19 protein-coding genes are annotated in these 23,008 nt (G+C 55.6%); 9 read left to right on the top strand and 10 right to left on the bottom strand.

Annotation, left to right across the window (positions count from 1 at the left end; genetic code table 11):
• From glpG to SB719_RS13830, 3 genes are read right to left on the bottom strand one after another with little or no spacing between them, the layout of a single operon-like run.
• Positions 1-831, bottom strand: a complete 831-nt coding sequence (glpG, locus tag SB719_RS13820; RefSeq protein ID WP_412159318.1) for a rhomboid family intramembrane serine protease GlpG — start codon at positions 829-831, stop codon at positions 1-3.
• A 33-nt stretch (positions 832-864) separates the two neighbouring features.
• Entirely contained in the window at positions 865-1,191 is a 327-nt protein-coding gene (gene glpE, locus SB719_RS13825) for a thiosulfate sulfurtransferase GlpE (RefSeq protein ID WP_065648549.1), read from the bottom strand.
• 9 nt (positions 1,192-1,200) lie between these two features.
• Positions 1,201-1,386, bottom strand: coding sequence for a hypothetical protein (locus SB719_RS13830; RefSeq protein ID WP_412159306.1), 186 nt, complete (start codon positions 1,384-1,386; stop codon positions 1,201-1,203).
• A 33-nt stretch (positions 1,387-1,419) separates the two neighbouring features.
• On the opposite strand from SB719_RS13830, the gene glpD reads away from it, so the two are divergent.
• Positions 1,420-2,928 carry a glycerol-3-phosphate dehydrogenase gene (glpD, locus tag SB719_RS13835; protein ID WP_065648548.1) on the top strand — a complete coding sequence of 503 codons (1,509 nt, stop codon included), beginning with the start codon at positions 1,420-1,422 and terminating at the stop codon, positions 2,926-2,928.
• Positions 2,929-3,102: 174 nt separating this feature from the next.
• Here the strand turns inward: glpD and iolE are convergent, their stop codons facing one another.
• The 3 genes from iolE to iolD are packed head-to-tail and all read right to left on the bottom strand — an operon-like array spanning position 3,103 to position 7,066.
• Entirely contained in the window at positions 3,103-3,999 is an 897-nt protein-coding gene (gene iolE, locus SB719_RS13840; RefSeq protein WP_292974371.1) for a myo-inosose-2 dehydratase, read from the bottom strand.
• Between the two features lie 59 nt (positions 4,000-4,058).
• Entirely contained in the window at positions 4,059-5,072 is a 1,014-nt protein-coding gene (locus SB719_RS13845; RefSeq protein ID WP_065648546.1) for a Gfo/Idh/MocA family protein, read from the bottom strand.
• 59 nt (positions 5,073-5,131) lie between these two features.
• On the bottom strand, positions 5,132-7,066 hold the full coding sequence (gene iolD, locus SB719_RS13850) for a 3D-(3,5/4)-trihydroxycyclohexane-1,2-dione acylhydrolase (decyclizing) (RefSeq protein WP_304234113.1): 1,935 nt from the start codon (positions 7,064-7,066) through the stop codon (positions 5,132-5,134).
• A gap of 538 nt (positions 7,067-7,604) precedes the next feature.
• On the opposite strand from iolD, the gene SB719_RS13855 reads away from it, so the two are divergent.
• On the top strand, positions 7,605-9,518 hold the full coding sequence (locus SB719_RS13855; protein WP_304234110.1) for a bifunctional 5-dehydro-2-deoxygluconokinase/5-dehydro-2-deoxyphosphogluconate aldolase: 1,914 nt from the start codon (positions 7,605-7,607) through the stop codon (positions 9,516-9,518).
• 261 nt (positions 9,519-9,779) lie between these two features.
• On the top strand, positions 9,780-10,625 hold the full coding sequence (locus tag SB719_RS13860; RefSeq protein ID WP_065648543.1) for a MurR/RpiR family transcriptional regulator: 846 nt from the start codon (positions 9,780-9,782) through the stop codon (positions 10,623-10,625).
• Positions 10,626-10,682: 57 nt separating this feature from the next.
• Here SB719_RS13860 and iolB read toward each other — a convergent pair whose 3' ends face one another.
• The 3 genes from iolB to SB719_RS13875 all read right to left on the bottom strand — a co-directional run bounded on the left by iolB (position 10,683) and on the right by SB719_RS13875 (position 14,643).
• On the bottom strand, positions 10,683-11,501 hold the full coding sequence (gene iolB, locus SB719_RS13865) for a 5-deoxy-glucuronate isomerase (RefSeq protein ID WP_412159307.1): 819 nt from the start codon (positions 11,499-11,501) through the stop codon (positions 10,683-10,685).
• Between the two features lie 21 nt (positions 11,502-11,522).
• Complete coding sequence (locus SB719_RS13870) at positions 11,523-13,028, bottom strand: CoA-acylating methylmalonate-semialdehyde dehydrogenase (RefSeq protein WP_065648541.1); 1,506 nt, start codon at positions 13,026-13,028, stop codon at positions 11,523-11,525.
• Positions 13,029-13,434: 406 nt separating this feature from the next.
• Positions 13,435-14,643, bottom strand: a complete 1,209-nt coding sequence (locus tag SB719_RS13875) for an MFS transporter (RefSeq protein ID WP_412159308.1) — start codon at positions 14,641-14,643, stop codon at positions 13,435-13,437.
• Between the two features lie 204 nt (positions 14,644-14,847).
• Between SB719_RS13875 and SB719_RS13880 the strand changes: the two genes are divergently transcribed.
• The 5 genes from SB719_RS13880 (at position 14,848) to SB719_RS13900 (ending at position 21,396) form a co-directional block, all read left to right on the top strand.
• Positions 14,848-15,915, top strand: a complete 1,068-nt coding sequence (locus SB719_RS13880) for an AI-2E family transporter (protein ID WP_065648539.1) — start codon at positions 14,848-14,850, stop codon at positions 15,913-15,915.
• Positions 15,916-16,166: 251 nt separating this feature from the next.
• Complete coding sequence (locus SB719_RS13885) at positions 16,167-17,756, top strand: EAL domain-containing protein (protein WP_412159309.1); 1,590 nt, start codon at positions 16,167-16,169, stop codon at positions 17,754-17,756.
• Between the two features lie 315 nt (positions 17,757-18,071).
• Entirely contained in the window at positions 18,072-19,577 is a 1,506-nt protein-coding gene (proP, locus tag SB719_RS13890) for a glycine betaine/L-proline transporter ProP (protein WP_065648537.1), read from the top strand.
• 135 nt (positions 19,578-19,712) lie between these two features.
• Positions 19,713-20,690 (top strand): porphobilinogen synthase, encoded by a 978-nt coding sequence (gene hemB, locus SB719_RS13895; RefSeq protein ID WP_065648536.1) that lies wholly within the window; start codon positions 19,713-19,715, stop codon positions 20,688-20,690.
• A 271-nt stretch (positions 20,691-20,961) separates the two neighbouring features.
• Positions 20,962-21,396 carry a helix-turn-helix domain-containing protein gene (locus SB719_RS13900; RefSeq protein ID WP_065648535.1) on the top strand — a complete coding sequence of 145 codons (435 nt, stop codon included), beginning with the start codon at positions 20,962-20,964 and terminating at the stop codon, positions 21,394-21,396.
• 48 nt (positions 21,397-21,444) lie between these two features.
• On the opposite strand, the gene SB719_RS13905 is transcribed toward SB719_RS13900, so the two are convergent.
• Positions 21,445-21,792, bottom strand: coding sequence for a hypothetical protein (locus SB719_RS13905; RefSeq protein ID WP_314687271.1), 348 nt, complete (start codon positions 21,790-21,792; stop codon positions 21,445-21,447).
• Between the two features lie 268 nt (positions 21,793-22,060).
• On the opposite strand from SB719_RS13905, the gene SB719_RS13910 reads away from it, so the two are divergent.
• Entirely contained in the window at positions 22,061-23,005 is a 945-nt protein-coding gene (locus tag SB719_RS13910; protein ID WP_065648533.1) for a glycosyltransferase family 32 protein, read from the top strand.
• Positions 23,006-23,008 lie beyond the last annotated feature (3 nt).

Here is a 23,008-nt window from a genome sequence, read left to right on the forward strand (position 1 = left end):
TTATCTCTGATGACGGACGGCGCGGCGGGTATCCATAAAAGCCATGGCCAGCCCGACCAGCAGGCCGGTCACGTGCGCGGCGTTGGCAATTGCCAGACCAAACGCGCCATACCAGCCAATCACCAGCCATACAATAGCGAAACCAATCAGTCCGCGCTCCAGATAAATACCGCTTTCGGGATCGCGCTCGCCGCGCAGCCAGCAATAGCCCATCAGCGCATACACCACACCTGAGAGACCACCAAAGAGCACGCCACTGAATTTGGCCTGCATCCAGCCGCTGAGCAGCGCAGAAATCAGCGTAATAACAAACAGCTTACCGCTGCCGAGTCGTTTCTCTACCGCCCCGCCCAGATACCACCACCACATCAGGTTAAACAGGATATGAAGCAGCGAAAAGTGCAGCAGCGCATGGCTGAACCAGCGCCACACCTGAAAATATTGCGAGGCGTCAGCCGGCCACCCCAGCCATGCCAGCGCGACATCATCGCCTGCTATCTGCATCAGAATAAACACGGCGACGCAGAGCGTCATAACCGAAAGCGTCAGTGGTCCGGCACGCTCCCGGATAGCGGCCCAGATATTGCTGCGCTCATAGCGCAGCCCGCTGCGGGTAGTGCCGCTGTGCCAGCTGGCCGCCTGATAGCGCGGGTGATTGGGGTCGCGAACGAATTGTGCAAGTTCGTTTTCGACCATCTGCAGCTGGCTCTCATCATCCAGCACGATCACGGAGTGACTTTCCTGCTCTATGCGCAGCGTCACACCGCGCGTCGCCATATAATCCACAAACGCCTGCGCGGTGCGGGCGTGACTGAACTGAGTAATACGCATCATGCGGTGCTCTCCTCAGGATAAAATGGCGGATCAGAGACTGCCGGTCGCGGTCTGCGCAGGAAACGCTGCACGCCAGGCATCAAAACCGCCATCAATGCTGTATACCTCGCTGAAACCCTGCCCCAGCAGAAATTGTGCTGCGCCTTTACTGCTGTTGCCGTGATAACACATCACCAGTACCGGCAGGTCATGGCGGGCCTGTGCAATAAAGTCTGCCAGGTTGTCATTAGAGAGATGCTGCGCGCCAGCAGCATGTCCCATGGCGAAACTTTGCGGGTCGCGAATATCGACTAACTGTGCGCCCTGCGCCAGCTGCGCGTTTGCCTGCTGAACATTAATACACTCGAAGGTTTCCATCGTTATCTCTCATTCCGCTGTTCTGTTTGCGCCTAGTTTACCCTGAGAAACAGGTGCCATAACCTGATAAAGAAAAGGGTTATCTGTTTTTTTTCCTGCCGGAATGTTAGCTGCATCACGCAGGAATGTTTTTATTGCGTTAAAGACTGGCGAAAATGTTGGTTTCCGATTATCATTACGCTCGAAAACGAACATTTTAGAACTATTCCGAACATCGGAGGAGATGACGTGGAAACCAAAGACCTGATCGTGATCGGCGGCGGCATCAACGGAGCCGGCATTGCAGTGGACGCTGCAGGACGCGGACTGTCTGTGCTGATGCTGGAGGCGCGGGATCTGGCGTGTGCCACCTCCTCCGCCAGTTCAAAACTGATTCACGGTGGCCTGCGCTATCTTGAGCACTACGAGTTTCGCCTGGTCGGCGAAGCGCTGGCAGAGCGTGAAGTGCTGTTAAAAATGGCACCGCACATCGCTTTCCCGATGCGCTTTCGTCTGCCGCACCGCCCGCACCTGCGCCCGGCGTGGATGATCCGCATGGGCCTGTTTATGTATGACCGTCTCGGCAAGCGCACCACGCTGCCAGGCAGTAAAGGCCTGCGTTTTGGCGCGGAGTCAGCGCTGAAGCCGGAAATTACGCGCGGTTTCGAATATTCCGACTGCTGGGTGGATGATGCCCGTATGGTGGTGCTGAATGCGCAGGAAGTTGAGCGCAAAGGTGGCGAAGTGCGCACCCGCACCCGCGTTAATCGCGCATGGCGTGAAGGCGGCATGTGGATGGTTGAGGCAGAAGAGGTCGATACCGGCAAAATCCTGACCTGGCGCGCTAAAGGCCTGGTCAACGCAGCCGGTCCGTGGGTTAAACAGCTGTTTGACGACGGCCTGCAGCTGAAATCACCCTACGGTATTCGCCTGATCAAAGGCAGCCACATTGTGGTGCCGCGTGTGCACACCGAGAAGCAGGCGTATATTCTGCAGAACGAAGATAATCGTATTGTGTTTGTGATCCCGTGGATGGATGAGTTTTCTATCATCGGTACCACTGACGTAGAGTACAAAGGCGATCCGAAAAACGTCAAGATTGACGAGGAAGAGACGCGCTATCTGCTGAAGGTGTTTAACGCGCACTTTAAAAAGCAGCTGACCGCAGACGATATCGTCTGGAGCTACTCCGGCGTACGCCCGCTGTGTGATGATGAGTCAGATTCACCGCAGGCGATCACCCGTGATTATACGCTGGACGTGCGTGACGATAACGGTGAAGCGCCGCTGCTGTCGGTGTTTGGCGGCAAGCTGACCACTTATCGCAAGCTGGCTGAGCACGCAATGGAGAAACTGGCGAAGTACTATCCGAACGCCGGTCCGGCCTGGACGAAGAGCGCCGTGCTGCCGGGTGGTGACTTCTCCGGCACGCGTGACGACTACGCTGCCAGCCTGCGTCGCCGCTATCCGTTTATCAGTGAAAACATGGCGCGGCACTATGCCCGCACCTACGGCAGCCGTACCGAAATGCTGCTTGAGGGTGCCACCAGCCTGACCGATCTGGGTGAGAACTTTGGCCATGAGTTTTATGAAGCTGAACTGCGCTACCTGGTGAAAAACGAGTGGGTACGCGAACTGGATGATGCCATCTGGCGTCGTACCAAGCAGGGTATGTGGCTGAACAAGGCCCAGCAGGCGCGCATCAGCGAGTGGCTGGCCCGCAACAGCCAGAAGCCGGCGCTTTCGCTCGCATCATAAACGCCGTTCCTCGCTTTCCCGACCCCGCACACGCTGCGGGGTTTTTTTATGTCGCCGGATAAGCGTTTCAGTCAGGGGCGCAGATGCCAGCGGTACGGCGTGGCAATAAGCGAGCGCCGCGGCGGCTCCGGGGAGCGGCAGCGGCGCAGGGGTGCAGAGGCACAGCAGCCGTTGTCAGAGTCCGGCGTGTTCCCGGATATAGTTGCGCGCTTTTACCGCATACTCAAACGGGTTGGCAATAGCCGGATCCTGTTCCGCCTCTACCACCATCCAGCCTTTATAACCCGCATCGTCGAGAATTTTAAACACCGGCGCGAAATCGATCGCGCCATCTCCCGGCACGGTAAAGGTGCCTTTCTTCACGCCATCAAGAAACGACAGGGAGTTCTCACGTACTTCAGCCACCACTTCGTCGCGGACATCTTTCAGATGCACGTGGAAAATACGCGGCAGATGCGTGGTCAGCACATCCAGCATCGCCTGCTGTGAGCCTTCGGAGTAGTAAATATGGCCGGTATCATAGAGCAGGCCTACATTGTCATGGGTCAGCGCCATAAAGCGGTCAATCTCTTCCGGCGTCTGGATCCCGGTGCCCATATGGTGATGCAGCGTCACGCGCATGCCCTTTTCTGCAGCCAGCTGCGCCAGTTCGTTATAGCCTTCTGCCGTCAGACGCCACTCTTCATCGCTGAACACCGGTTTCTGCTCAAACACCGCCAGCGTAGTGCCCTGAATACTTTTGCTCTGCTCTGAACAGCCGATAACGCGCGCGCCCATGGCGTGCAGAAAGTTCATATGATTAACGAACTCATCGATGGTCTTCGCTTTATCGCCATTAGCAAAAAAGGTGCTGAACCAGGCGTTGCAGATCTCAATGCCGCGAATATCAAGCATCGGTTTCAGAATAGCCGGATCGCGCGGGTATTTACTGCCGACTTCGCTGCCGGTAAACCCGGCCAGCGCCATTTCACTGACTGTCTGCTGGAAAGTGTTCTCTTTGCCCAGATCGGGCATGTCGTCATTGGTCCAGCCGATCGGTGCTATCGCCAGCTTTACATTCTCTTTGTTCATCTTCAGATCCCGGAATCAGGGCGGCGGGACAGCCGTGCCGCCGCAAAATAGGTAGCAGGTTAGTTGCTGTAGAATGCCGGACGCGGCGGCATTTCAACCGGCTCAATCGCGCCACTGTTCTGCGCTTTCAGGCAGGCGTCAGCCGCAACGGAAGCAGCAAAGCCGTCCCATGCAGAAGGTCCGGTAAGCTCACCGGCTTTGACGTCGTTGATAAACGCCTGCAGCTCAACGTCATAGGCGTCGATAAAGCGATCTTTCCAGTCGGTCAGCAGCGGCGTGCCGAGGCATGCGTTTTTACGCGTCTGTATCGCCGACGGCTCCGGCAGGCGCGCAATCCCCTCTTCGCCCACCACTTCACACTGGATATCGTAGCCATAGGCGCAGTTCACAAAGATCTCCACATCGATGCGGATCCCTTTCTGCGTTTCAAACAGAACAATCTGCGGATCCTTCAGCTGCGCATGCGATTTTGATGTGGTACGCGGAAAGACCACCTGCACTGATTTGTAGTCATCCTCAGTCAGCCAGCGCAGCACGTCCAGCTCATGGATCAGCGTGTTGGTGATCGCCATATCGGTAGTGTAATTCTCACCCACGCTCTGATTGCGGTGCGCGCAGTGCAGCATCAGCGGTTCGCCAATCTCACCTGCGGTAATGACTTTTTTCAGGGCGCGATAGCCCGCATCATAGGGGCGCATAAAGCCTACCTGCACCAGCCGTTTGCCGTGCTGAATTTCCGCATCCACAATACGGCGGCAGCCTTCCGCACTCATCGCCAGCGGCTTTTCGCAGAACACCGGCTTGCCGGCGGCGATGGCCGCCAGCGTAAATTCTTCATGGGTCGGATCCCAGGAGGTCACCAGAATGGCGTCCACTTCCGGTGAGGCGATGACCTCATGACCATCCTGATAAACCTCTGCGCTGATGTTCAGCCGCTGCAGCGCCGCCCGCGCTCCCTCAACGTTGATGTCGGAAACCGCCACCACTTTTGCGCCCTGCAATACGTTATTACAGCGGCGGATATGCTCCTGACCAATTGCACCGGTCCCGATTACCCCGAGTTTGAGCGTCATGATTACACCTGTAGAGTCAGATAAGAGATAAGACGGCCGGTCTGCGCCGGCCAGAAGCGTTAATATTTACGTGCCTGCTGAATGTGCTGATTCAGCTTGTCAGCAACCTGCTGCGTACGTTCAGATTCAGAGGTTTGCGCCACGCCGACGTTCCACCAGCTGAAATATTTGTGCACCATGGTTTTTGGCAGCACTTTGATATCGATCAGGGTGGACACGCTTTGCTGCTGTGCATCGGTCAGCGCCGCCTTCAGCTGCTCAAGCGTGGTAACGCGGTAGGTTTTGCAGCCGTACCCGGCGGCAATGGCCGCAAAGTCTACCGGCACAAAGCCCCCATCCAGCCGACCCCCTTCCGGATTGCGGAAGCGGAATTCGGTCGTAAAGCTGTCCATACCGTGTTCCATCTGCAGATTGTTAATGCAGCCGTTGGTCATGTTATCCAGCAGGATGACGTTGATCTTTGCGCCCTCCTGAATCGACGTCACCAGCTCTGAGTGCAGCATCATAAAAGAGCCATCACCGACCATGGCATAGACCTCACGCTGCGGCTGAGCCAGCTTGGCGCCCAGTGCGGCGTTGACTTCGTAGCCCATGCAGGAGTAGCCATATTCCACGTGATAATCGTTGTAACTGCGGGTGCGCCATACGCGCTGCAGATCGCCCGGCAGGCTGCCCGCTGCGGCAACTATCACAGCATCATCAGGCAGCTGCTCGTTCAGGGTCCCGAGTACGCTGCTCTGCGTCAGCACGGATTGAGTGAGGCGCTGAAATTCAGCAAACAGCGCGTCGCGATCGATATGATCGGCAATTTCCGGCACAAAATCATGGCTGTTCCAGGTGGCAGCATAAACGCGCTGCGTCTCCTGCTGCAGCTGACGCTGCGCCTCTTCAATCTGATCGCCCCAGTGGCTTTCAAAACCCTGCAGCTGCTGCGCCAGCGCGGTCAGACCTTCACGCGCATCGGCCAGCAGCTGTACGCCATCCAGCTTGTAGCTGTCGAAGTTACTGACGTTGAGGTTAAGGAAGCTGACCTCCGGATGACGGAAAATCCATTTTGAGGCGGTGGTAAAGTCGGTGTAGCGGGTGCCGATACCGATGACCAGATCGGCCTCTTTCGCCAGCAGATTCGCAGCCAGAGAGCCGGTTTCTCCCACGCCCCCCAGGTTCAGCGGATGATCGGAAATCAGGGTGCCCTTGCCCGCCTGCGTTTCCGCAAACGGAATGGCAAAGCGTTCAGCAAACTTCAGCAGCGCCTCGCCCGCGCCGGAATATTTCACGCCGCCGCCCACCACAATCATTGGCTTGTGCTTGCGCGCAATCAGTGCCAGCGCTGCTTCCAGCTGCGCAGGAGAAGGCAGCCGGCGATCGAGCCGATGCACCCGCTTCTGAAAGAAATAGTCCGGAAAATCCCAGGCTTCACCCTGCACATCCTGCGGCAGTGCGAGCGTTACTGCGCCGGTTTCGGCGGGATCGGTCAGCACGCGCATGGCGTTAATACAGGCGGACATCAGCTGCTCCGGCCGGCTGATGCGGTCCCAGTATTTGCTGACGGCACGGAAAGCATCATTGGTACTGATGCTTAAATCATGGCTCTGCTCAATCTGCTGCAGCACCGGATCGGGCTGGCGGGTCGCGAATACATCTCCGGGCAGCAGCAGCAGCGGAATACGGTTAGCCGTGGCAGTAGCCGCAGCCGTAATCATGTTGGCTGCGCCCGGGCCTACCGACGAGGTACAGGCGATGATTTGACGGCGCAGCGACTGTTTAGCAAACCCGGTCGCGGCATGCGCCATACCCTGCTCGTTACGCCCCTGATACACAATCAGATCGCCGCTATCCTGCTCCAGCGCCTGGCCCATACCGAGTACGTTACCGTGGCCGAAAATGGCGAACACACCTTTCACAAACTTGTTCTCTGCGCCATCGACATTCAGATACTGATTATCGAGAAACTTCACCAGCGCCTGTGCCGTCGTCAGTCTGATCGTGCCCATATCTCTTTTCCTTTACTTGCCGGCCTCCGCAGAGGAGCCTTGCGACCCGGAGCAGAGTGTCTGGCTGCCCCGCGCATAAGTGAAACATGCGGCGATTATAAACAAATATTTTTTCCATAAAATACAATTACAGAAGAAACATTTCATTTTGCGATGGAGATCAAATTCAGCAGAGTAACGGGGCTGAGCAGCCGTTTCTGCGTGGCTAAAGTGGAACAGAAGACAGAAAGAGGGGCAGCGCTGTGAACTTTTGTTTCACCCGGAGAGCTTCCGCTATTTGCCAGATATTTCCTGCGATCGGGTTCACAGCCCGGAAATACCGGGCCTGTTTACGGTGTTGTCCCTGAGCTGCTGTGCAGCACGGTAATTTTACCTGGCTCACAAAATAAAGATGTATGTTTCATTTTATGTTGTTTATGAAATATTCATTCCTCATACTGATTTTCCAGCCAGTCAGGCAATCTGAGAACCCGACAGCAGCGCACCCGACACGGGTGATGACGTTCGTGCCTGCTTATCACAGAAGGAAACTATAGGTATGAGTACACAACAGAAGCGGCTTGATGTGATTTGTATCGGACGCATCGCCGTTGATCTCTATGGCCAGCAAATCGGTTCGCGCCTGGAAGATATGACCAGCTTTAATAAGTATCTGGGTGGCTCCTCAGGCAATGTTGCTTACGGCACGGCCATTCAGGGGCTGAAATCTGCGATGCTGGCGCGCGTCGGCGATGAACACAATGGTCGTTTTTTACGTGAAGAGCTGCAGCGCGTCGGCTGTAATACTGACGGCCTGATCACCGATAAAACGCGTCTGACCGGACTGGTGATCCTGGGTATTAAAGATGAAGAGACCTTCCCGCTCATCTTCTACCGCGATAACTGCGCGGATATGGGACTGGTGCCGGATGATATAGAGGAGGCATTTATTACGTCCTCACGCGCGGTAGCCATTACCGGCACGCACCTTTCCCATCCGGATACCCGCGCCGCCGTACTGAAAGCGCTGGATATTGCCCGCCGCAACGGGCTGCGTACCGCGCTGGATATCGACTATCGTCCGGTGTTGTGGGGATTGACCTCACTGGGCGATGGTGAAACACGCTTTATTGAATCGGGCCAGGTGACCCGCCAGCTGCAGGAAGTCCTGCACTACTTTGACCTTGTTGTTGGCACCGAAGAGGAGTTTCACATCGCCGGCGGCAGCACCGATACGCTGACGGCGCTGAAAAATGTGCGTCAGGCAAGTCAGGCCACGCTGGTGTGCAAACGCGGCCCGCTGGGCTGTGTGGTGTTTGAGGGCGATATTCCGGACAGCTGGGAGCAGACCCGGCTGCAGAGCGGCGTGCAGGTTGAAGTGCTGAATGTACTGGGCGCGGGCGACGCATTTATGTCCGGTCTGCTGCGCGGCTGGCTGAACGATGAGAGCTGGGAGCAGGCGTGTCGCTACGCGAATGCCTGTGGCGCGCTGGTGGTGTCGCGGCACGGCTGCGCACCGGCAATGCCAACCAAAGCGGAGCTGGATGATTTCCTCAGCCGCGACCGTGAGGTTAAACGACCGGATCGCGATACGCGTCTTACTCACCTGCACCGTGTCACCACGCGCCGGCAGCAGTGGCCGGAGCTGAATGTGTTTGCCTTCGACCACCGTAAACAGCTGGCCGATATGGCGCAGGAAGCGGGCGTCAGCGAAGAGCGCATTCCGCAGTTAAAACTCCTGCTGCTGCAGGCGGCGCAGGAGGCGGCGACAGAAGCGGGCCTGAATGAAAAGAGCGGCATTCTGGCAGATACCACTTACGGGCAGAAAGCGCTGAACGCCATTACCGGCAAAAAGTGGTGGATTGGTCGTCCGATTGAGCAGCCTGGATCGCGGCCGCTGCGGCTGGAGCATGGCAATATCGGCTCACAGCTGATCGACTGGCCGGCAGAGCATGTGGTGAAATGTCTGGTGTTTTACCATCCGCATGACAGCGCGGAGCTGCGCAATGAGCAGGATGACCTGCTGCTGGATGTGTGGCGCGGCTGTAACAAAAGCGGTCATGAACTGCTGGTCGAAGTGATCCTGCCGGAGAGTAATCCCGATCATAACGAGTCTTACTATCATGAGATGCTGAGCCATTTCTACAGCCTGGGCATTCAGCCCGACTGGTGGAAACTGCCGCCGCTTTCTGCAGAGAGCTGGCAGGAAATAGGTGCACTGATTGAGCAGCAGGATCCGTACTGTCGCGGCATACTGCTGCTTGGCCTGGACGCGCCGGAAGATAAGCTCAAGGCGGGCTTTGCCGCTGCGGCGCAGGCGGAGTGGGTAAAAGGATTTGCCGTCGGGCGCACCATCTTTGGTCAGCCGTCACGTCAGTGGCTGAAAGGCGAGCTGGATGACCAGACGCTGATTGAGACAGTAAAAGGCAACTATCTGCGCCTGATTGGCTACTGGCGCGCAGCGCGCGGTTAAGCCAGGCAGGTAGTGTTTCAGCACACCCTCTCCCCTGGCGGAGAGGGTGAAAACCCTCTGCACAGGCTGTTTTTCCGCTTCTCTCTATCCGGTCCCGATCCCTTTAGCGCAAAATGTGCCGCCGCCGCGCGGTTTTGTGAGGTATTGCATAATCCGATGAAATAGATGCGCTGCAGATGACAATTGAATGAAATTTTCCATCCATCTGATACTATAGCGCTCATTATCCAGCCATTTTTTCTTTGTTAACGGGCCGAAGTCATGACCAATAATCCAACCCAGCTGACCCTGTTACAGGACGATATCCGTCGTCGCTATGAGACGCTGAGCAAGCGTCTGAAGCAGGTGGCTCGTTATATTCTTGATAACAGCAATAGTATTGCCTTTGATACCGTAGCCTCTATCGCGCAGCAGGCTGATGTGCCGCCCTCCACGCTGATCCGTTTTGCTAACGCCTTTGGCTTCAGCGGCTTCAATGAAATGAAACAGGTATTTCGTCAGCACCTGATGGAAGAGACCGTTAACTATACCGAGCGCGCCCGCCTGTTTCGCCAGACGGCAACCGATGACAGCGCCAGCTCGCCGGAAAGCCCGATGGAGATCCTCAACGTCTTCACCATGGTGAACAGTCAGGCGCTGCAGCAGCTGGCGATGCAGATTAACCCTGAGCAGCTCAACAAAGCGGTACAGATGCTGAATGAGGCGGAGAATATCTACATTATTGGCCTGCGCCGTTCATTTAGCGTGGCTTCCTATCTGGTTTACGCGCTGCGTCACCTTGAGCGCCGTGCGTTTCTGATTGATGGCCTCGGCGGCATGTTTGCGGAGCAGCTGAGCATGGTGAATCCCAAAGATGTGGTTATCGCTATCAGCTACTCGCCTTATGCGCGTGAAGCCGTTGAGCTGGTCGAACTGGGTGCCCGGCGCGGCGCACATCAGATCGCCATCACCGACAGTCAGGTCAGCCCGCTGGCCGCCTTCAGCGACGTCTGCTTTGTGGTACGTGAAGCGCAGGTCGATGGATTTCGTTCTCAGGTTGCCTCACTCTGCCTGGCGCAGACGCTGGCCGTATCGCTGGCGCTGAATAACAGCAGCGAGCAGGAATAACCGCATCCATAAAAAAGGGCAGCGCGCTGGCTGCCCTCTTGTCATTTATGCCGCGACTCAGCGGCTGCGCGGGTAGTTTTCGCTATTTACCCAGGCGTGATCTTTCTCCCAGGTAAATTTCCACAGCCGCACCGGCCCCGCCATCACGTTCAGATAGTAGTTGTCATACCCTGCCAGCGTGGCGACCGGGTGATAACCGCGTGGCACCATGACAACATCGCGATTGCCGGGTGCCATACAGACATCGAGTGAGCGATCGTCGGTATAGACCCGCTGCATAGCAAAACCGGGTTCCGGGTCAAAGCGATGATAGTAAGTCTCCTCCAGATAGGTCTCATCCGGACTCGCTTTCTCATCATGCTTATGGCTTGGCCAGGAGCTGCTTGCTCCTTCGTCGGTATAGACCTCGACCACCAGCAGACTGTCCGCCGCTTTGTTATCCGGCAGAATATTATGCACCAGACGCTGGTTACGCCCTTTGCCGCGATGCTCAATGCCTACGTCTTCCGGCGGGATGAGCCGGGCCGGCAGATCGCCATGCCCCGGCGCGCTGCATACGGCCAGCTCAAGATCGGTTTCTGCGGTGATCTCCGCTTCATCGTGATGCGGCACATAGACCGACCACGGGGGAATGCGCTCAAACGGCGACATGCGTTTGCCAATGCCGGCAAAGGCAGCGTGACGGGTTTTCACCGACGCCCGCCCGGCAACCAGCACCAGGCAGAGCTCGTTCTCACCGCTCTGCAGCGTCAGCGTCTCGCCCTGTTTTAGCAGGTAAGCCGCAAAACCAACATATTCCCAGCCCGCGCTCTGCGGCGTGACGTGCTGAATACGACCGCTGCTGTCAGGCTGCTGTGCTTTTGAAATCAGGGACATGCTTTCCTCCTGTGCGTCGCCTTAACCCAGCGTCGGCATACTGAATTCCGATACGGTCTGCTGACCGCTGGGCCAGCGTACGGTGGCGGTTTTCATCCGCGTATAGAAGCGTACGCCATCCGGGCCGTGCACGTTCAGCGCGCCAAATACAGAACGTTTCCAGCCGCCAAAGCTGTGGAATGCCATTGGAACCGGGACCGGAACGTTAACGCCCACCATGCCTGCCTCAACATTCTGGATAAACTCACGCGCGGTGTGGCCGTTGCTGGTAAAGATGGCGCTGCCGTTACCAAACTCATGGCTGTTGACCAGCTGCAGTGCGCTGCTGTAGTCGCTGGCGCGCATAATGCTCAGCACCGGACCAAAGATCTCTTCACGCCAGATCACCATATCTGACGTAACATTATCGAACAGCGTGCCGCCTACATAGTAGCCCTCTTCATGGCCCGCGACCCGGATAGCGCGGCCATCGACCACCAGCTTCGCCCCCTCCTGCTCACCTTTGTCGATGTAGCCCAGCACTTTTTTCTGATGGGCGGCAGAGACCACCGGTCCCATCTCATTCTCTTCTGCACCCTGCTGCATGCCCGGCCCCACGCGCAGCGCTTTGATCAGCGGCGTCAGGCGGGCGATCAGTTTATCTGCCGTATCATCACCGACGGCAACCACCACCGGCAGCGCCATGCAACGCTCGCCTGCTGAGCCAAACGCGCCGCCCATGATCGCATTGACGGTGGCATCCAGATCGGCATCCGGCATGACGATAGCGTGGTTTTTCGCCGCGCCAAACGCCTGTACGCGTTTGCCGTGCGCGCTGGCCGTTTTATAGATGTGCTCCGCCACGCCGGACGAGCCGACAAAGCTGACAGCCGCGATGCGCGGATCTTTATACAGCTGTTCTGCATCATCATTAGATGAGTGCACCACATTGAATACGCCATCCGGCAGGCCTGCCTCTTTCAGCAGCTCCGCCATACGTACCGATGCGGATGGATCCAGGGCCGGTGGTTTGAGAATAAAGGTATTACCGCACGCCAGCGCAATCGGGAACATCCAGAGCGGCACCATCGCCGGGAAGTTAAATGGCGTAATGCCTGCCACCACGCCCACCGGCTGCATCAGTGAATAGCTGTCAACGCCAGTCCCTACGCCCGGTGAGTTTTCACCTTTCAGCAGGTGCGGAATGCCGCAGGCAAACTCAATCACTTCAATACCGCGCGTCAGCTCACCCAGCGCATCAGACCAGACCTTGCCATGCTCTGAAACAATCAGTTCTGCCAGCTCCTCACGATGCTTTTCCATCAGCGCTTTGAAATTAAACATGACGCGCGCACGACGCAGCGGCGCGGTTTTTGACCATTCCGGAAAGGCAGCGTGCGCTACCGCAATCGCCTGCTCCACTTCTGCAGCGGTGCTTTGCGTCAGCTCACGCACCACTTTGCCGGTTGCCGGATCGTAAACCGGAATGGTTTCATTACTGGCGCTGTGCGTGATGCTGCCACCGATAAAGTTTCCAATAATAGTCATGTCGATGCCTCATTGATGTAAAGGGCCCTGCAGGCAGCAAAGGGGTTAGCGTCAGGCTACCCGGGCAGGTGAGATGAAAAGCGTGCTATGAAGCTATTACAATGAAATAAATTTTTCAAATACTCTTTTTTGAAAGATTTACTTTTAGCGGACTGGATCGCATTTTTTCTGGCTGGTGGGCCGATTTCCAGCGCCTCAGACAAAAAATCGCGCGCGCTTAATGAAATCAAATGCACAATTTTGCGAAGCAGATCTAATCTTTTACGTTTCAATATTCAATTAATATGAAATAAATGTTCTTATTGTTTTCCATCAGTGCATTTGCCTCTGCAGATGTCTCAGCGATCCTTATTGGTGTCCTTTCAGGATACATTTGCCGTTGCTGGCCCCGGTCGGGGGCCTTTTTTTATGGCGTATCTGCGTCATCCTGCAGGCGGGATTTCATCATATGCAGCGTGCAGCCCAGCGCAATACAGACCAGCAGCGCCGTCAGCAGATAGACCAGTGATACGCCGGCGTAGCTCATGATCAGGCCGGCGAGTGGCCCTGTGATGCCCAGCGCCAGATCCATAAATGCGGTATAGGTTGCCAGCGCGCTGCCCTGGTTTTGCTGCGGCACCGCTTTAACCGCAACGACGCCGATAGCCGGAAACACCAGGGAAAATCCTGCGCCGGTCAGAAAAGCCCCCAGCTTTGCCATCCACGGATCGGCTGCGCCTGCGACCAGAAACAGGCCCGCTGCCTCAATGGCAAAGCAGACGCTGGCGACGCGCAGCCCGCCCCATTTGTTAATCGCATCCGGAAACAGCAGGCGCATGCCCACGAACGCACTGCTGAACAGCGTCAGGGCAAAAGCCGCGCCTTCCCAGCCACGTTCGCGGTAAAACAGGGTAATAAAGGTCGCAATCACGCCAAATCCGGCCGATCCCATCGCCAGCAGCAGTCCAAAACCATATATTTTGCCCAGTACCGCCCGGAACGGCAGCGGGCGCGCTTTACTGCCTTTGACCGCTGCCCGTGGCAGCGCCAGCACCATCGCCAGCAGACTAATGGCCACAATTACTCCTGAGAGCTGCAGCAGTCCGCCGCTGCGAAACAACGCGACACCCAGCGGTGCCCCCAGCGCCATGGCACCGTAGGTCACGATCCCGTTCCAGGAAATCACACGCCCGATGTGCAAAGAGCCCGCTTTTGCCACGCCCCAGAGCGACGTGCCGGTGCCGCAAAAGCTCTGACCGACGCCGAGAATAATGCGTCCCAGGCAGAGCAGCGTCAGACTGAGTAACGCCTGCTCCTGCGTCAGAGCGGAGAGCAGCATACAGAGGCCGCTTAGCAGGCTGCCTGCCAGCCCCAGTACCACAACGCGTTTGGGTCCCCAGCTGTCGGCAAAGCGGCCGGCATAGGGCCGGCTGAGCAGCGTGGCGATATACTGCAGACTGATGACTACTCCGGCCCAGAACGCGCTATACCCCAGATTGTCATGTACGAACCCGGGCAGCACCGCCAGCGGCAGTCCGATGGTCAGATAGGTGGCAAAATTAAATTTTACGACAGACAGAATCTGCAGATTCAGCCGGAGACGGCTGTGCTCTGTAGCAGCAGGCAGGTCAGGCATAAATAAACGCGCTCACGACAGGCATTTGATAACAGAAAATTAACTATACGCCTTTTCAGAGGGTATGCATCTGCTGAACGCCCTGGATTGCCGCCCTCTTTCTGGCGCTGTGCCCTGGCGTCTCTGCTGCCTGCATGTGTATAAACAACCTCTTACCCGCCTTCGGCTACACTTGGATCAGAAAAAATCCCCTCAGGAGCAGCAATGAACGAAAAGCCACAGGAGAGAATTGGCCAGAATATTCTGGTCAAGCTGGCGATGTTAGTGATTATTCTGGCTGGCGTCCGCGCCGCGTCAGACATACTGGTGCCCTTTCTGCTCGCCAGCTTTCTGGCTATCGTGCTGAATCCGCTGGTCAGTACACTGATGCGTCGTGGTTTACGACGCGGTGTGGCCATCTCACTGGTTATTACCGTTATCTTTATTATGATGCTGCTGCTGGTGGCTGTACTGGCAAGTTCAGTCGGAGAGTTCAGCGATACCTATCCGCAAATCCGCGCCATGCTGGAGCAGAAACTTACGGTGATCCAGCATCTGGCAGCCGGTTTTCACATTAATATTTCAACCGAAACGCTGGCGCAGCACTTTGATCCGAATCTGATCATGAACATGGCGACTACGGTACTGGCGCAGTTTTCCGGCGCGATGACCAATATAGTGCTGCTGATCCTGACCGTGGTCTTTATGCTGTTTGAAGTGCATCACCTGCCCTATAAAATGCGTAACGCCCTGACTAACCCGCAAATCCGCATCGCGGGCCTGCACAAAGCGCTCAAAGGCGTGACCCACTATCTGGCGCTGAAAACGCTGGTGAGTCTGATAACCGGATTCTCCGTGTGGCTGGTACTGCTGCTGCTGGACGTGAAGTTTGCGCTGTTCTGGGGGGTGGTTGCCTTTATTCTTAATTTTATCCCCAATATCGGCCCGATTATCGCCGGCATTCCGCCCTTTATTCAGGCTCTGGTGCTGAACGATATTTACGATGCGATGCTGGTCGCGTTTTTGTTCAGCGCAATCCATATGGTATTTGGCAATATGCTGGAACCGCGTCTGATGGGACGCGGGCTGGGCCTTTCCACGCTGGTGGTCTTTCTGTCCCTGATCTTCTGGGGCTGGCTGCTGGGGCCGGTCGGCATGCTGCTCTCGGTGCCGCTGACCAGCGTGACAAAAATTTTGATGGAAACCACGCCGGGCGGCAGCCGTCTGGCGATCATGCTGGGCACCGGCAGGCCACGTCTGAAACGGCGCGAACCACCGCGACAGAGCAGATAGTCTCTGGTTCCGCTGCCGTTTTTCTTTTACCGGGGAATACCGCGTTATCGTTGCTTTTAACTGTAAAATCGCGAGTTATCTGCTGAATAAATCCAAACGGAGCAGAAAAAAGCGGGCATTAAGCGCAACGGGCAGCGATCATCAGCGTCGGCTGACTGCACAGCCGGCGAATCGCTGCCCTGCACAGCGTCAATAAGATGTTATGCTGCTGGCGCGGCGGATAAACGCCTAACCCCACCGAGGAGAGTCTGGTGCCTCTGCGAAAAAAACGTCGTGATTTTGGCTGGCTCTATATTGTCTGCGCCGGACTCCTGCCGCTGGTGCTGGGTATCGTCTGTACGGCGATTGAGGCGCGCCATATGGTCCGGCAGCAGCAGGTGGCGACAGCCACTATTTTGCTGGCTCAGGCAGAAAAGATGAGCGACAACGCCTGGAACATGATTGCTGAACTGGGACAATACCCGTCTCGCCCCTGCAGTAACATTGAACAGCACCTGCAGCGTATCGGCACGCTTAACGCCTATTTCCGGTCGGTGGGGATCTTGCAGGGCAATAACATCACCTGCTCCTCTGCTTACGGCATCAGTGACGGCACGCTTGAAGCGATGATGATGCGTCCGCTACCGGTAACCGGTAAAGCTTCGTGGAGCCTCTCGCTGCCAGGCACCTCGGGCGTACCGCATCGTCCGGCAGTCATATTTGTACGCCAGTTACCGGACAGCAGCGGCGTCTGGGCGGTCATTGATGGCCAGTATCTGATGGACTTTATGCACGCAATGGGAGAGTCACGCAGCTATCAAATGAGCCTGCAGTTCGGCGAGGGCGCAATTATCGCCAGCGGTAAGGGTGAAGCACCCGCTGAACGCTATATGCAGAGCACGCCGTTTCAGCGCGAATCACAGCGTTATCCTATTCGCGTTAGCGTAATTGTGCCTCCGGCAGAGCTGATCGCCGCCTGGCGGCAGGCGCTGTTTATTTTCCTGCCGATGGCTTCCATCTTCTCGATCATGCTGATGATACTGACGGCGAACTGGCTGCGCCGGCGTATTTCCTGGGCCGATGAGATCCGCCGCGCCATGCGTAATCGTCAGTTTTCTGTTCACTATCAGCCGGTTTACAACAATACGCTTGCCCGCTGTTCAGGGGCCGAGGCGCTGCTGCGCTGGCAGCTGCCCAATGGTGAAATGGTGCGGCCCGATATTTTTATTACGCACGCGGAGTCGGAGGGGGTGATTGTGGATCTCACCCGGCATCTGCTGGAACTGATGAGTGAAGATATTGCCAGCTGGCCGGTGATGCCGGGTTTTCACCTCGGTTTTAATCTGGCGGCAGATCATCTGCAACACACAGACTTTACTCAGGACATCATGCAATTTGCGCAGGCTATCCGCGACAAGCAGATGCTGATCACCCTTGAACTTACCGAGCGCAGTTTGATTAAGGATGGCGAAGCAGTCGCGCGCAAGCTGCGTTTTCTGCAGGCGCAGGGCATGAAAGTCGCCATTGACGATTTTGGCACCGGACACTGCTCCCTTTCCTACCTGATGACCTTCCCGCTCGACTATCTGAAAATCGATCGCGGCTTTATCAATGCCATTGAAGGGCTGGAGATAGAAACGCCGGTGCTGGATGCCATTATCAATCTTTGCCACAAACTGAAGCTGGAGGTGCTGGGCGAAGGGGTAGAAACCGCGCTGCAGCTCACGTATCTGCAGCAGCGTCAGGTCACCTTTATTCAGGGCTATTATTATGCCCGTCCTGTTGCCAGCCAGACGTTCCTCCGCTGGATGGAAGAGCACGGTACTCAGCCGCTTTCCGGCATTACTTCCGCCCCGCATTAATTCCCGCCGCAGCCCGCATGGTATGTGGGTTATGTCAAAAAAAGTAAAATATTTTTCACCCTTATGACACTGCTTTACGACCATATAATCAGTTAAAAAGTAACCACTTACTGGTGAAAACATGACAAATATCACATAAAAACGGTATACTCTGTCGCGGTTCGCAATAATTACCTGAGTAATAATTGCTGTGGCTGGCCAGGGAAAAACCCTTTTTCACGGCTATGCTTTAATCTTCTCAACGCCGCGGACTGAGTTGATAGCAAACAGCCTGCGGCGTTGAGGATTTTTCGAATTCCAATACAGGGTAACATCATGAAATTACGTAGGAAGCGTGTAAAACCTATCGGGCTGGATGACGTCACCATTATTGATGACGCCCGCTTACGCAAGGCTATTACTGCAGCATCGCTGGGCAATGCGATGGAGTGGTTCGATTTTGGTGTCTATGGCTTTGTTGCCTATGCGCTGGGTAAAGTCTTTTTCCCTGACGCCTCCCCGGGCGTGCAGATGATCGCGGCGCTGGGTACCTTTTCGGTTCCCTTCCTGATCCGTCCGCTGGGCGGGCTCTTCTTCGGCATGCTGGGTGACAAGTATGGCCGGCAGAAAATTCTTTCTATCACCATTGTTATTATGTCGATCAGTACGTTCTGTATCGGCCTGATCCCCTCCTACGCCTCCATTGGCATCTGGGCACCGATTCTGCTGCTGCTGGCCAAAATGGCACAGGGCTTCTCGGTCGGCGGCGAGTATACCGGCGCATCGATTTTTGTCGCAGAGTACTCCCCGGACCGTAAGCGCGGCTTTATGGGCAGCTGGCTCGACTTTGGTTCTATCGCCGGTTTCGTACTGGGTGCAGGCGTTGTGGTGCTGCTCTCAACCATCATCGGGGAAGATAACTTCCTTGAGTGGGGCTGGCGCGTACCTTTCTTCCTGGCACTGCCGCTGGGTCTGATTGGCCTCTACCTGCGTCATGCGCTGGAAGAGACCCCGGCTTTCCAGCAGCACGTTGAAGGTCTGGAGCAGGGTGACCGTGACGGTCTGCGCGATGGACCGAAAGTGTCATTTAAAGAGATCGCCACCAAACACTGGAAAAGCCTGCTGGCCTGTATCGGTCTGGTACTTGCTACCAACGTGACCTATTACATGCTGCTGACTTACATGCCGAGCTACCTGTCGCATAACCTGCACTACTCGGAAGATCATGGGGTGCTGATCATCATCGCCATCATGATGGGTATGCTGTTTGTACAGCCGGTGATGGGTATGCTGAGCGACCGCTTTGGCCGTCGTCCGTTTATCATTCTCGGCAGTATTGCGCTGTTCTTCTGTGCCATCCCTGCGTTTACGCTTATCAACAGCAACGTGCTGGGGCTGATTTTTGCCGGCCTGCTGCTGCTGGCAGTGATCCTCAACGCCTTTACCGGCGTGATGGCCTCTTCCCTGCCGGCGATGTTCCCGACGCATATTCGCTACAGTGCGCTGGCCAGTGCATTCAACATCTCGATTCTGGTTGCCGGTCTGACGCCAACCGTGACCGCCTGGGCAGTAGAAGCGACCAATAATCTCTATATGCCAGCTTACTATCTGATGGTGGTAGCTGTGGTGGGCCTGATTACCGGTCTCTATATGAAAGAGACGGCGAACAAGCCCCTGCGTGGCGCCACGCCTGCGGCGTCTGACCTTGATGAAGCGCGTGAGATCCTGCAGGAGCATCACGACAATATCGAACAGAAGATTGAAGATATTGATGCAGAGATTGCACGCCTTGAGGCTAAACGTCGCAATCTGGTCGACCAGCATCCGGTTATTAAAGAGTAATATCCACCAGTCCCGCCGCCCGGCGGGACTTTTTTATCTCCCGCCTGAACCTGTCAGCAGCACACATTCTTCATTACCCGGCGCGAAAAAGAGTAAACTGTAGTCACTATTTTCATCCGAATAAGTTGTGTGAGCATGTCTGAATTTAATCTGATCCAGCGCCCGAGAAGGCTGCGTAAAAGCGCGTCAATGCGCACAATGTTCCAGGAGTCCGGCCTCAGCATCAACGATCTGGCGCTGCCGATCTTTGTCGAAGAAGAGGTGGATGATTACGTCCCGATCAACGCCATGCCGGGCGTGATGCGTATTCCGGAAAAACGTCTGGCGTATGAAATTGAGCGTATTGCCAAAGCGGGTATCCGTTCTGTCATGACCTTCGGTATTTCCCATCATACCGACGCTACCGGCAGCGACGCGTGGCAGGAAAATGGCCTGGTGGCGCGTATGGCGCGCATCTGTAAAGAGACGGTGCCGGAGATGATCGTGATGTCCGATACCTGCTTCTGTGAATACACCAGCCACGGCCACTGCGGTGTGCTGTGCGATCACGGTGTGGATAATGACCAGACGCTGATTAATCTGGGTAAACAGGCGGTGGTTGCCGCGCAGGCAGGTGCTGACTTTATCGCTCCCTCAGCGGCTATGGATGGTCAGGTTAAGGCGATCCGTCAGGCGCTGGATGGGGCGGGCTTTACCGATACGGCGATCATGTCTTACTCCACTAAGTTTGCGTCCTCGTTCTACGGCCCGTTCCGTGAAGCGGCAGGCACGGCGCTGAAAGGCGATCGCAAAACGTATCAGATGAACCCGATGAACCGCCGCGAGGCGATCCGCGAATCCCTGCTGGATGAAGCCGAAGGTGCGGATTCACTGATGGTTAAACCTGCCGGTGCCTATCTCGACATTCTGCGTGATATTCGCGAACGCACCACGCTGCCGCTGGCGGCTTACCAGGTAAGCGGTGAATATGCGATGATCAAGTTTGCCGCGCAGGCGGGCGCCATTGACGAGCGTAATGTCGTTCTGGAAAGCCTGGGCGCCATTAAGCGTGCCGGTGCCGACCTGATATTCAGCTACTTTGCGCTGGATCTCGCCGAGCAAAAGCTGCTCTGATAAGCATTTTACAGCCCGGCGATCGCTATCGCCGGGCTGGCCTTACTCAATAATCATACACACGCGAATAATACTTTCTGAGCATAAATTAAAATAATTAACGCTGCTTTTATTCTGTTATTTCCAGAAGGCGCGATAAATCACTTATATAAATACAAGACTATTCCCGATATAAAAATATATTACTTAAAACTCAAAAAATAATTTAGCACGCCTCTGCTTTATACCGTTTAATTGACTTTCATGATGACGCGTGAAGGAAAACATCGGCATGAAGCAGAAATATAATCAGCAGGTTATCACTACGATCAAAGAGTGGCTCACTGACAATCTGGAGCAACGCTTAAGCATCGACGATATCGCCCAGAAATCAGGATATTCGAAATGGTATCTGCAGAAATTATTTGCCCGCTATTATAGTGAAACTCTGGCGCGCTATATTCGCAGGAAAAAGCTGACACAGTGTATTGCCGATCTTAAATACAGCGACACGCCGATAATTCGCCTGGCGCTGAAATACCATTTTGAAAGTCAGCAATCACTGACCCGTTCCTTTAAGCAGACGCTGGGCTGCACACCGCTGCAGTGCCGCAGACGCAGGCTATGCCGCGAAGCGGAAGCGCAACTCCGCAGCAGTGATGATCCCTGTGCAATTTGCCGGCGGATGGAGGGTCAGCCGGGTTCTCCGGAGGAAGACACGGCATAACCATCCGGTGAGACGCTTTGCGTCTGCCGCGGATCAGCGCTATAGCCTCTACTCTACTGGCTTACCCGGCAGCATCACGGTTGACATGAGCTGCCGGCAGCGCAGCGCTTCCTGATGCGCCTGCTGCTGCTGCGGCAAGGTCAGATCCTGCCACACCTGCTGCAGATGTGTTGCCAGATCAGCCTTAAAGCGGATTTTCTGCAGGGCATAATCGGAGTTACTGCCTTCAATAATCTGCTGCATCGCCTGCGGGCTGTTATCGCGCCCGTCGTGAGTCAGCGTACAAAATACGGCAATATAATAAGCTTTATCTTCATCATCATAATGTGGCATCAGCCACCATACTGCGGCGCTCAGCAAAAGCAGAACCGGCAGCAGAAATTTCATTTTTAACATAGTGTCACAGCATCAGCGGAGTAAAAAACCTGCCGATAATAGCAGATTAGCAGCATGGCTACCCGCACGTATCGGCCATCAGCGCTGGTTTCTGCGGATTCTCTTAAAGTTGTTGTTTTACGGTTTATTGATTGAGCAACTTCCCGCCCTTTGTTAATTTTAACCTTCATTTCGCGCCGCTCAGGGTGCATTCAGGACGTTGCCACAGGGCCAGTTTTTTTGCCTGCATAAAAACTGCGATAGCTGACGGCCTGCGACAGGAAAAAGCATGAACAAAAATAATCTTAAAACTCATCTGGTCTCGCTGGGTCTGCGGGCAGAGAAGATGCTGACGCGGCGTAAACAGCTGGCAAGCTATAATCCGCGCGATGAGCAGGATATCAATATGTGCAGCCAGCCCGCCACCGGCACGCCGATCCCGCAGCAGATCTGGATGTACTGGGAGAGCGAAACGCTGCCCGCTGAAGTGCAGATTTTTGTGGATAAAATTGTCCGGGAAAACCCGGGTTATCAGATGACGGTGATCAACAATCGCAATCTCGCCCGCTATCTGCCGGACCTGCAGTTTACGCATCCCGATATGCGTCCGTCGCACAAAAGCGATGTCATCCGGCTGGAGCTGCTTTATCGCTATGGCGGCATCTGGATGGACGCCACCATTATTCTCAACCAGACGCTGGATGCACTGCTGGCCGTTAACGCCGATGCGCGTTACGACCTGATTGCGTTTTACCGGGCCGGCTCAACGCACGATATGGCGTATCCGGTGATTGAGTCGTGGTTCCTTGCGGCCCCCGCGCATAATGCCTTTATTGGTCGCTGGCTGCACTATTTCCGCCCGATTGTCACGCTGGGTGCTGAAGCTTTCTTCCGGCAGCTGCTGGCGCAGCCTGACTATGACACCCTGGTACAGGGCATTACGCCACCTGATTACCTGGTGGTCTATCTGGCACAGCAGCAGGCGCTGCGCGAAAGCAATGATTACAACCTTTATCTGCGTAAGTGCGAAGCCAGCGCGCTGCTCTATCAAAGTCTGAGCGAGTGGCGCCCGGTCCGGCTGAGCCGCATGCTGATGGTTGATCGCCTGCCAGACGTGCTGCCGCCGCTGACCAAGCTCACCGGATTTGATCGCAAATATCTCGCTACCAATCTGAAATATGGCGTGGTTAACCGCGACAGCCTGCTGGGCCAGCTGCTGCTGAGCCGCCAGTAATGC

Source organism: Pantoea sp. SIMBA_079 (assembly GCF_046940275.1).
Taxonomy (GTDB): Bacteria; Pseudomonadota; Gammaproteobacteria; order Enterobacterales; family Enterobacteriaceae; genus Pantoea; species Pantoea borealis.